At 55.7% G+C, this 935-nt stretch carries 1 protein-coding gene; it reads right to left on the bottom strand.

The annotated features are described in order from the left end of the window. Nucleotides 1–329 precede the first annotated feature (329 nt). On the bottom strand, nucleotides 330–935 hold a 606-nt coding region (locus GQ59_RS33270), incomplete at its 5' end, for a flagellin (RefSeq protein ID WP_280114073.1).

The following is a 935-nucleotide window of genomic DNA, read 5'->3' on the forward strand; positions in this document are numbered from 1 at the left end:
CGCAGCGTCTGCAGAGCAGACATGGCTGCGATGTTGGTAAGAATGCTTGTCATTTTAGGTGCCCCTTGAGTGGCTGATTACGAAAAGGGACATTCCGGATTTCACCGGGAACAGCGGGCAGCATCATGCTTGTTAACCATTTAATTTTCTTGGTTAACTCACTGTTTCGATGCTGTTAGGTAACCGCAATATGGTTAATGAATATTGAAGCCGATCGGGAAATTGAGAAAAGCGATTAGGAAATTGAAAAAGCCGCGTCCGAATTCGGACGCGGCCCTTTTTGAAGGTCGATGGCGCGGTCAGCCTCCGCGCCATTTTCCCTGTTTCGATTAACGGAACAGCGACAGGATGTTCTGCGAGTCGGAGTTGGCAATCGAGAGCGACTGGATCGCCAGCTGCTGCTGGGTCTGCAGTGCCTTGAGCCTGGTCGACTCTTCGTTCATGTCCGCATCCACCAGTCGGCCGACACCCTTGTCGAAGGAGTCCGTCAGCTTGGAGATGAAGTCCGTCTGCATGTCGAGGCGCTTCGATACGGCACCGAGCTTGGAGGCCGCACTGTTCATCGATTCCAGCTGACCGTCGACGAACGAGGTCAGTGCCGCCATGAGGTCTTCATCGCTGGCTCTGGTGCCGAGGCCGAGATAGCTGACACCGCTGGAGTCGCGATAGTCTTCGAGCCTGGTGATGTCGAGGTCGGAAACCGAGATATCCGTCCCGTACTTGATGCCGGCCGTTGCGGTCGCACCAGCCGAGAAGTCGTAGCCCTTGGTCGTGTAGACTGCGTCGATGTAGGCGCCGCCGATCTTGATCATGTAGGTGCCGTTGGAGCCCGAAGAGTAGACGCCGTTGGTGTCGCCCTTCATGAACACGCCGCCGCCGATGTCCTTCCAGACAGCATTGGTCGCATAGTAGGCCGACGTGTTGATCTTGCCGAA

The organism is Neorhizobium vignae (genome assembly GCF_000732195.1).
Taxonomy (GTDB): domain Bacteria; phylum Pseudomonadota; class Alphaproteobacteria; order Rhizobiales; family Rhizobiaceae; genus Neorhizobium; species Neorhizobium vignae.